The sequence below is a fragment of the Streptococcus oralis genome (genome assembly GCF_023109005.1).
Taxonomy (GTDB): Bacteria; Bacillota; Bacilli; order Lactobacillales; family Streptococcaceae; genus Streptococcus; species Streptococcus oralis_BU.
Map to the genome: position 1 here is coordinate 1 of NZ_JALDTU010000020.1, position 758 is coordinate 758.

Annotated in this window: 1 protein-coding gene; it reads left to right on the top strand. The window is 40.5% G+C overall.

The window, feature by feature from the left end; all coding sequences use genetic code 11:
- The first annotated feature begins 150 nt into the window (after positions 1-150).
- The gene (gene tnpA, locus M1F56_RS09675) at positions 151-615 is read left to right on the top strand and encodes an IS200/IS605 family transposase (protein WP_247917553.1); all 465 of its coding nucleotides are present in this window, start codon (positions 151-153) and stop codon (positions 613-615) included.
- Positions 616-758: the final 143 nt, after the last annotated feature.

Below are 758 nucleotides of genomic sequence, written 5' to 3' on the forward strand. Positions count from 1 at the left end.
TTATGTGACTATTAGTCCGTCTCGCTCCGTAAGGTGCGAGACAAATAAACCACCCGCTATGCGGGTGCGCGTCGAAGGTTATACCAAAAAACTCCAAACGCGATACAATAAAGGTGTTCAAGCCAATTGTAAAGCGAAAGGAGAAAAAATATGGCACAAAAGGCACATAGTTTATCACACACAAAGTGGATGTGTAAATATCACATTGTGTTCACCCCTAAGTATAGACGAAAAATCATTTATAATCAATATCGAAGTAGTTTGGGAGAAATATTCCACCGCTTATGTAGTTATAAAGGTGCAGAGATTATCGAAGGACACTTAATGCCTGATCATGTACATATGTTAGTAAGTATTCCACCAAGGATAAGTGTTTCAAGTTTCATGGGTTATTTAAAAGGTAAAAGTGCACTCATGATGTTTGACAAACACGCTAATCTCAAGTATAAGTTTGGGAATCGACATTTCTGGGCAGAAGGTTACTACGTGAGCACAGTAGGGCTTAATGAAGCCACAATTAAGAAATATATTCAGGAGCAGGAAAAGCATGATATAGCACTAGATAAATTGAGTGTAAAAGAATATGAGGATCCCTTTAGGGATAGTGGTAAGTAGTAGCAAGGCCTCTTTAAGAGGCAAGTGACGAGTCAAGAGCAATGAGGCTTGAACAACGTGAAAGCCAGCGTCTTTAGGCGCTGGCTGGTGATTTGGGCTTATAGCCCTGGTGCAAACCACCCGTTAGACGGGTGGTTATGATT